This is a genomic window from Streptomyces sp. NRRL S-495, from assembly GCF_000966955.1.
In the GTDB taxonomy this organism is placed as follows: Bacteria; Actinomycetota; Actinomycetes; order Streptomycetales; family Streptomycetaceae; genus Kitasatospora; species Kitasatospora purpeofusca.
Genome location: NZ_JZWY01000441.1, coordinates 1 through 8,631 on the forward strand (window position 1 = coordinate 1; position 8,631 = coordinate 8,631).

General features: G+C 76.0%; 4 protein-coding genes. 1 reads left to right on the forward strand and 3 read right to left on the reverse strand.

Annotated elements, in window-relative coordinates:
• Positions 1–5,615: TIR domain-containing protein (locus tag VR45_RS23060; protein ID WP_045941723.1), on the reverse strand; the 5,615-nt coding region annotated here is incomplete at its 3' end.
• A gap of 160 nt (positions 5,616–5,775) precedes the next feature.
• Here VR45_RS23060 and VR45_RS23065 point away from each other — a divergent pair.
• Entirely contained in the window at positions 5,776–6,978 is a 1,203-nt protein-coding gene (locus VR45_RS23065; RefSeq protein WP_234326087.1) for an SLC13 family permease, read from the forward strand.
• Between the two features lie 55 nt (positions 6,979–7,033).
• Here VR45_RS23065 and VR45_RS23070 read toward each other — a convergent pair whose 3' ends face one another.
• Both VR45_RS23070 and VR45_RS23075 read right to left on the reverse strand, forming a co-directional pair.
• Positions 7,034–7,882, reverse strand: coding sequence for an inositol monophosphatase (locus tag VR45_RS23070; protein WP_045941724.1), 849 nt, complete (start codon positions 7,880–7,882; stop codon positions 7,034–7,036).
• Complete coding sequence (locus VR45_RS23075; RefSeq protein ID WP_045941725.1) at positions 7,854–8,525, reverse strand: hypothetical protein; 672 nt, start codon at positions 8,523–8,525, stop codon at positions 7,854–7,856. Before VR45_RS23075 ends, VR45_RS23070 begins: the two co-directional genes overlap by 29 nt.
• Between the last annotated feature and the right edge of the window lie 106 nt (positions 8,526–8,631).

Below are 8,631 nucleotides of genomic sequence, written 5' to 3' on the forward strand. Positions count from 1 at the left end.
ACCCGGTCGTCCCCGGCGGTGGCGAGCAGCGGGCGGCTCGGGTGGGCGGCGGCCGTCCACAGCCGGCCGACGTGGCCGGTCAGCCGGTGCCGGACGGCCCGGTCCACCCAGATCACCGCGGTGCCGTCCCAGGAGGCGCTGGCCAGCCAGGTGCTGTCGGCGGCCGGCGAGACCGCGTACACCCGGTCGGTGTGGCCGTCGAGTTCGGCCACCACCCGCCCGGCGTCGATGTCGGAGATCCGCACCCGGCTGTCGTCGCAGCCGGTCAGCAGCTGCCGCCCGTCCGGGCTGAACGCGATCGAGCGGACCCGCCCCCGGTGCTCGCGGAGCGTGTTGAGGTGCGCCCCGGTGCGCCGGTACCAGATCCGGACGGTGTCGTCGTCGTTGGCGGTGGCCACCAGGACGCCGTCGGCGCTGAACGCCTCCGCCCAGACGTGCTCGGTCTCGACGTCCATCTCGCGCAGGTACTCGCCGGTGCGGGCGTTCCACAGGCACAGGTCGCCGTCGTTGGTGGCGGTGGCCAGCACCGCCTCCTCCGGGCTGAACACGGCCGAGACCAGCCGGCTGCTGCGGCCCGAGAGCTCGCGCAGCCGACGGCCGGTGGACGGCTCCCAGAGCCGGACCCGCCCGTCGTTGCCGCCGGCCGCCAGCAGGGTGCCGTCACCGCTGAAGGTGAGCGAGCCGATCCGCCGGCCGTGGCCGCGCAGCAGTTGGCGGCTGCGGCCCGAGGACGGGTCCCAGAGCCGGACCCGCCCGTCGTTGGCGCCGGTGACCAGCAGCGGGTCGCTCTCCGCGCCGCCCCGGCCGGAGCCGGGCCGGAACCGGCAGGCCCAGACCGAGCCCCGGTGCTCGGGCGGCTGCCGGCGCAGCGGCGTCACCTCCCGGGCCCCGCCGGTGCCGTCGGCGGGGCCGACCCGCCAGACCCGCACGCCGCCGTCGCTGTCGCTGGCCGCGAACCGGGTGCCGGCCTCGTCGAAGGTGACCTGGTAGATCTTGCCGGTGGAGTCCTCCGGGCGGCCGACCGCGGTGCCGTCGAGCGGGTTCCAGAGCCGGATCTGCCCCTCGGTGTCGCCGCTGGCGAGCAGGTCGCCGTCGGGGTGGAAGGCGAGGGTGTAGATCCGTCCGGCGTGGCCGGGCATGCTGTGGCGCAGCCGGCGGGAGGCGACCTCCCAGATCCGGACGGTGCCGCCGGTGCCGTCGTCGGGACCGCCGTCGGCGGTGGCGACCAGGGTGCCGTCCGGGCTGAACGCGGACCGGTAGAGGGTGCCGCGGTGGCCGGGGAGTTCGGCGAGCCGGCGGCCGTTGGCGGTGGACCACAGCCGGCCGCCGCCGCGCTGGTCGCCGGTGACCAGCAGCGCGCCGTCGGGGCTGAACACCGCCGTGTAGACGGGCGCGGCGTGGCCGGGCAGGCGGTGCCGGGGCTCGCCGGTGACGGTGTCCCAGAGGGTGACCACGCCGTTCAGGTCGCCGGTGGCGACCAGCCGTCCGTCCCGCGAGACCGAGAGCGGCCAGACGCCGCCGGGGTGCACGTCGAGGCGGTGGCGGCACTCGCCGGAGACCGGGTCCCAGAGCCGGACGGTGCCGTCGGCGCTGCCGGTGGCGAGCACGTCGTCGGCGAACTTGACCGAGTAGACCCGCCCGATGTGGTCCTTGAGGGTGCGCAGGGCGATGCCGGTGACGGCGTCGCAGATCAGCACGCTGCCGTCCTCGGAACCGACGGCGAGCAGATGGCCGTCCCGGCTGAAGGCGACCGGCTCGGGCAGCCGGGTGGAGCGCACGTCGAAGCCGTAGGGGACGCCGACCTCGGAGGGGCTGAAACCGGCCTCGACGGGCAGCCCGGGGGCGATCGCGGCGGCGGCCAGCTCGGGGGCGGCGAGCACCTCCTCGTCGGTGACGGCGGAGATCAGCGCGGCCCGCTGCCAGTGGCTGCCGCGCAGCCGGGCGCCGCGCAGGTCGGTGCGGACCAGCCGGGCGCCGCGCAGATCGGCGAAGCGCAGGTCCGCGCCGGTGAGGTCGGCGGAGTCGAGGCGGGCGCCGGCCAGCCGGGCGCCGCGCAGGTCCGCGCCGGAGAGGTTGGCGCCGAGCAGCCGGGCGCCGCGCAGGTCCGCGCCGAACAGGTCGACGCCGGACAGGTCGCGGTGCGACAGGTCCTCGCCCGCCAGGGTGGCGCCGCGCAGGTCGGTGTGGGCGGGGACGCGCAGCCGGTCGAGCACCTTGACCGCGTTGAGCCGGGCCGCCTCGGTGGCGGTCTCGGGGGCGTCCAGGACGGAGCGGGCCCACCGCTGGCAGGCCTGGTGGTCGGCCAGGTCGCAGAGGAACTCGACGGCGAGCCGGCTGAGCGAACCGCGGGCGAGCAGGGTGGTGTCCGCGCGGGCCAGCGCCTCGGCGGCGGCGCGGGCGACCAGCCACTCCCCCACCGAGCCGTGGATGAAGTGGAACATGCCCTCGTCGGAGCGGACCAGCAGACTGCCGGAGCCGACCGCGTGGGCGACCTGCGGGGTGGGCATCCGGTTGTCGGCGAGGCCGTTGAGCACGCCGGCGATGTCGACGATCTCGTCCAGCGGGATGGAGCTGCGCCCGCTCTCCCACAGCCGCAGGGCGAGCAGGGTGACGGCCTGCCAGAGCTGGTCGAGGCCGAGGCCGGGCGCGGCGCCGGGGCCGCCGTGGCCGCGCCGCTCCTCGAACCGCAGCCAGGAGGTGAACACCTCCTCGTACAGGCCCGCGGCGCTGAGCGCCCGCCCGGCGCCGGCGACGGCGCGCAGCCGGTCGTGGTCGAGGTCGGCGACGAAGCTCAGCAGCCGGGGGTTGCGGCACAGCGCGAGCAGGTCGGGGACGGCCTCCAGCAGCCGCATCCGGCGGGCGGCGGTCTCCTCGTCGCCGTAGCGGTTGCCGAGGTAGCCGCGGATCTGGTGCGGGGTGAAGTCCTGGACGGCGATCAGCCGGCGCTGCGGGAGCAGGCCGACGCGCTCGCCGAGGGCGGTGAGCACCTGCTCGTGGGAGCTGAAGTGCTGGGTGCGGCTGGTGACGACGATCTTGGCGTTGTCGACGGCGGCGTCCAGCAGCACCTGGAGGTGGTCGGCGGCGCGTTCGTAGCTGACCCGGTTGACCAGCTCGTCGAAGCCGTCGAACAGCAGCACCACCCGCCCCTGGCGGAGCATGTAGCGGAAGGCCCGCAGGTCGAGGGTGTCGATGCCGTGCTCGGTGAGGTGGGCGGCGACCAGGCCGTCCAGCGAGTGCGCCTTGTCGAGTGCGCTGAGTTCGATGAACAGGGGTGCCAGGTGCGGGAGTTCGGAGGGCAGCCGGCGGGCCAGCTCGCGCAGGGCGAAGGTCTTGCCGCGGCCGAAGTCGCCGAGCAGCAGCACGAAGCGGCCGTGGTCGGAGTCCAGCAGCCGGAGCAGCTCGTCGACCAGTCCCTCGTGCTCGTCGGCGGCGGGGCGTTCGGCGTCGCGGTAGCGCTGGGCGAGGTAGAGGTCGGGGTGGTACTGGCTGTCGGTGGCGAGCCGTTCGGTCTGGGCGCCGACGTAGCCGCGCAGGTCCAGCAGGCCCTGGAACTCCAGGAAGCTGCGCAGTCGCACGCCGCGGCGGCGGGCCCGGTCGCGCAGTTCGCGGGAGGGCGGCGGTCCGTCGTGGACGAGTTCCGCGTCGAGGCCGGCGCCGTCGGCGTGCACGGCGTCGACGAACTGCTCGACCTCCTGCTCGGTGGGGGTGCCGACGCAGGCGGCCACCCGCTGCTGGCGGACCAGCCCGGACTCGGCCGCCCAGGTGACGAAGAGCTGGGTCGTGGTGCCGGCCACCGGGCGGATCTGGGCACCGGGGTGGCGGGTGCGGCAGACCTCGGCGACCCGGGCCAGCAGGGCCTCCTGCGGGGAGGCGAGGGCGCGGGTCTCGTGGTCGGTGTCGGCGGGGGCCCGGGACTCCTCCAGCTGCGGCGGGCCGGAGCGGGGGGCCGGAGCGGGAGCCGGGAAGGCGCGCTCGGCGCGGCGCCAGGCGACGGTGAGGCGGTGCGGGGCGGTGGTAGCGGTGGGGTTGCCGGGTGCGGAGGTGTGGGCGGAGGCGGGCCAGCGGGTGAGGCCGTCGCGGGTGAGCCGGAGCAGTTGGTGGGCGCCGGGGGCGGTTGCGCCGAGCACGGGCAGTTCGCCGGCCGTGGTGGGGAGCAGGTGCGGGGGCAACGGACGCGCGGCGGGGCCGCGGCCGGGGCCGTCGGCGTGGGTGGCGGCGGCGGTGGCGGGGCCGTGCAGCAGCAGGTGGAGGCGGGGAGCGGTGAGCCGGGTGAAGCGGTCGGCGTCGCGCAGCGGTTCGACGCCTTCGGCGGCACCGGGCCCGGCCTGCCCGGCTTGCCCTGGCTGTCCGGCCTGCCCAGCCTGTCCGGTCGCGACCGGGTGCCTGACCGCGCCGATCCGCAGCCACCCGTCGTTCTCGTACGGGCGCAGCGCCTGGGCGAACCAGGCCGCCTGCTCGGGCCCGAGCCAGCCGTAGCGGTCCTCGGGCCGGTGGGTCCAGGCCATCGAGGAGTTGAGCCCCGCGACGACGGTGCCGAGTTCGGGCACCGGGAAGAGCGTCCACGGCTGGGCGCTGTCGAAGACCACGTCCAGGCCCTGGTAGAACTCCTGGAACAACCGGGAGTAGTGCCGCCACTTGGGCCAGTACGGCGCGGCGGGCCGCAGTTCGTCGGCCTCGCAGGTGGCGAAGTAGGCACGGGAGGCGGCCTGGCTGACGTCCTGGCCGCCGGGCAGTACGGCCACCCGGTGCGGTTCGAGCCCGAGCAGGGAGCGGATCCCGGTGAGGAAGGTCAGCGCCTGCTCGCACTCGCGGGGGCTGCCGGTGGCGGTGAGGTCGCCGGTGACGACGACGAGTTCGGGCGCGGGGGCGCCGGCGTCGGCGAGTTCGACGAGGTCGCCCCAGAGGGCCGACTGGAGGTCGACCGGGTCGGCGCCCCGGCCGAAGGCGGGACCGGCCAGGTGGAGGACCGAGACCGCCTCGCGTCCGGCGGCGCGGCCGGCGGCCTGCGGGTACTCGGGCCGGGCGGTGGGGCGGCGGCGGCCGGCCCGGCCGGTGTCGCCGCCCGGGTGCGGGGCGGGGGCGAGGTCCTGGGCGCTGCCGGTGCCGGTGCCTGTCCCCGTCGCGGAGCCGTTGCCGCTGCCCGGGTAGCCGGGGGACAGCTCGGGGCGGGCCCGGCCCTCCATCGCCTGGGCGACCCGGGTCAGCAGCAGCCCCCGGGCGCGGTCGGGCTCGGTGACGCCGACCAGGTCGATGTAGGTGAGGGTGGCGAGCAGGCCGTCCACCGGGATGTCCTCGATCCGGACCGTCACCAGCCGCCGTTCCGGCTCGTCCGGGTCGGCGCGCAGCGCGGCCTGCCACTCCATCCGGCCGTAGCGGGAGCGCTCGTAGTTGCGCGAGAGCAGCGCGATCACGGCGGCGGACTCGGTGATGCCCCGGTCCATGAAGTCGACGAAGTTCGTCCCGGGCACGAAGTCCCAGGCCTGGAGGAAGGCCCGGTAGCCCGCCTCCTCCAAGGTCCAGGCGATCCAGGCCGCCCAGCGCTCGTCGGCCGGGGAGTAGCTGATGAAGAAGTCGATCGGCCCGGGGCCACCCGGGATCGCGTCAAGAGCCCCCATGGGAGGAGCTTATGACCGATCACGGGGGACTCAACCCTGTTTCACCGCAATGGATTCGGGTGGTTTTTCCGCCGCACCGCACGAACACCAGGTCGATCGGTGGCCGGATGTTCGCAGGGCAGTCTCGACCCGAATCGCCTCGTGTGCGACCCTGACGTCCGTGTTCGCGTACCGGCCCGCCGTCAAACGGCTTCATCCCCTGGACCTGCTGGCGGCGGGGCTGCTCGCCTGCGGCCTGCTGTTCCTCGCCACCGGGCTCCTCCCGGCGGACGCCGCCGGGTCGGCCTTCCAACGGATCGTGCCGCTGCTGGCCTTCCTCGGCTCGGTGATCGTGCTCGCCGAGCTGACCAGCGCGGCCGAGGTGTTCGACGTGGTGGCGGCCTGGGTGGCACGGGCCGGGCGGGGCAGCTATCCCGCGCTGTTCCTGCTCTGCGTCGGCTTCGCCGCGCTGACCACCACCGTGCTCAACCTCGACACCACCGCCGTGCTGCTGACCCCCGTCATGCTGGCCCTCGCCACCCGGGTCGGCATCGCCCCGCTGCCGCTGGCCATGACCACGGTCTGGCTGGCCAACACGGCGAGCCTGCTGCTGCCGGTCTCCAACCTCACCAACCTGCTGGCCGCCGACCGGGTCGCGCTCTCCCCGGCCGGCCTGGCCCGCGCCATGTGGGCGCCGCAGCTGGCCGCGCTGCTGGCCACCATGGCCTGCCTGTGGGCCTTCTACTGGCGGCGCGGACGGCGCGGCGCCGCCGACTACCGGCCGCCGGCGGCCCACCGGCCCGGGGACCGGGTGCTGTTCCGGATCTGCGCGCTGGCCTGCGCCGGCTTCCTGGTGGCCAGCCTGGCGGCCGTCGTCCCGCTCTGGGTGGCCTCGGGCGCGGCGGCGGCCGTCGTGGTGGCGGCCTTCGCGCTGCGACGGCCGGAGGCGCTGCGGGCCTCGTTGATACCGTGGCGGCTGCTGGTGATGGTGCCCGGCATGTTCCTGGTGGTGCAGACCGTGGACGCGCACGGGCTGCACCGGCTGCTCGCCGACGCGATCGGTACGGACGGCGGCACCCTCGGCCTGTTCCGGGCCTCGGCGGTCGGCGCGGGCCTGTCCAACCTGCTGAACAACCTCCCGGTCTACCTGGCCGGGGAGGCCGCGGTGCCGGCGGGCAACCACACCCAGCTGCTGGCGCTGCTGATCGGCACCAACGTCGGCCCGCTGGTGGCCCCCTGGGCCTCGCTGGCCACCCTGCTCTGGTACGAGCGCTGCCGCTCGGCCGGCCTGCGGGTACCGCTGCGGGGGGTGGCCGGGGCGAGCGCGGTGCTGGCCGTCGGCGGCGTCGCGCTGGCGACGGCGGCGCTGGCGCTGACGGCGTGAGCGCCCGGCCTGCCGTGCGTCAGGCGGCCCGGGCGACCAGGTCGAGCAGGTCCTGTCAGATGGCCCGGGCGACCAGGTCGAGCAGGTACGGCAGCAGCTCCGGACGCCCCGCGACGTAGCTGCGGGCCGTCTCCGGCTGCCCGGTCCGGGGGCTGAACGGTCCGCCGTCCAGCCCCCGGACCTCCACCCCCGCCTCGGTGGCCAGCAGGATGCCGGCCGGCAGGTCGATCTCCTCCGCCCGGTAGCCGACGAAGCCGTCGATCAGCCCACCGGCCAGCAGGGCCCAGGTGAGCAGCGGCGCCCAGAGCTGGAGCACCCGGCGGGCGCCGCCCTCCAGCCCGTCCTTGAGCGCCCGCGCCACCGGGTCACCGCCCACCCCGTGCCCCTGCGTCCAACCGAGCACGGGGCGCGCCACCGGCCCGGGCGGCCGCGCCGCCACCCGCAGCCGTCCCCCCGGCCCGTACGCCCCCGCGCCGCGCACGGCCCGCCAGGTGCGGCCGGCCACCGGGTCGTGCACCACCCCGAGCACCGGCTCCTCGTCCACGCACAGCGCGATGCCCACCACGTACGCCGGCAGGCCGACGACCACGTTGTTGCTGCCGTCCAGCGGATCGACCAGCCAGGTCCGGCGGCTGCCGGGCGGCCCGGCCACCTCGCCGCCCTCCTCGGCCCGGATCCGGTCGGCGGGGAAGCATCCGGCCAAACGGCGGGTGACCAGTTCCTCGGCGAGCAGGTCGAGTTCGGTGACCACGTCGCCGTCCGTACCCTTGGTGTCCACCCGGAAGGCGTCCAGGAAGCGTGATCTCAGCAGCGCGCCCGCCGCCTCGGCGGCCTCCACCGCCACCCGGCACTCCTCCGCGAACCCGCCCGCCCCCTCACCCGGGGCCGCTGTCGTCCCGTCCACCGATCCTCCTGGCGACCTCCCCGGCGATCCGGGCCGTCCGGTCCGCGTCGCACAACCGCCGCACCACCCGCCGGGCGCCCCCGTCCACCGGCCCCAGCACCACGTCCACCGGCCCCGGCACGGTGCGGCCCAGCACCACGGTGGCGGCGGGCTCGCCGTCCGGCAGCGCCGTGACGTGGAACTCCCCCGCCGCCAGGGTGTACGTCTCGCCCCGCCCGCTGACCTCCTCGCCCAGCGGCTCCCAGCGGACCAGCCGCGCCGTGGGCCGGACCTCGTCCACCCCGGCAGCCGCGTCGCTGTACACCTCGAAGGCCCGGTGGCTCGGCCGCGCGGCCTCGTCGTGCACGCCGACCCGCAGATTGCCGATCCGCCCGTACAGCACGCTGCTCTTCAGCTCCCAGCTGTGGCAGTGGATCTCGCGCCGCCCGGCAGCCCTGACCGGGTCGAACACGTGCACACACACCCCGAGCACGCCCTCGCGCAGCACCGGCAGACAGTAGAACCCCAGCGGATGGTCCACCGCCCGCAGCACCCGTCTGCCGTCCGCCACCTGCGCCAGCAGCCCGCCCACCAGGCCGTCCAACCCCGGCCCGGCGGCGGTGCGCCCGGCGGCCCGGTCGAGCGTCGTGAAGAGTTCGTTCATCGCTCCCCCAGTGCTCCCCGTCAACATGCTAGGCCCGGGGACGAGTTGACGGCCATACAGCGGACGGGCCGGGCGCGCGGAACGGCCCCGGAACGGCCCCGGGCCC

Excerpts from the sequence above, each read along its gene's own strand:
- VR45_RS23075 (WP_045941725.1), bottom strand. The coding sequence starts at position 8,525 with ATGAACGAACTCTTCACGACGCTCGACCGGGCCGCCGGGCGCACCGCC.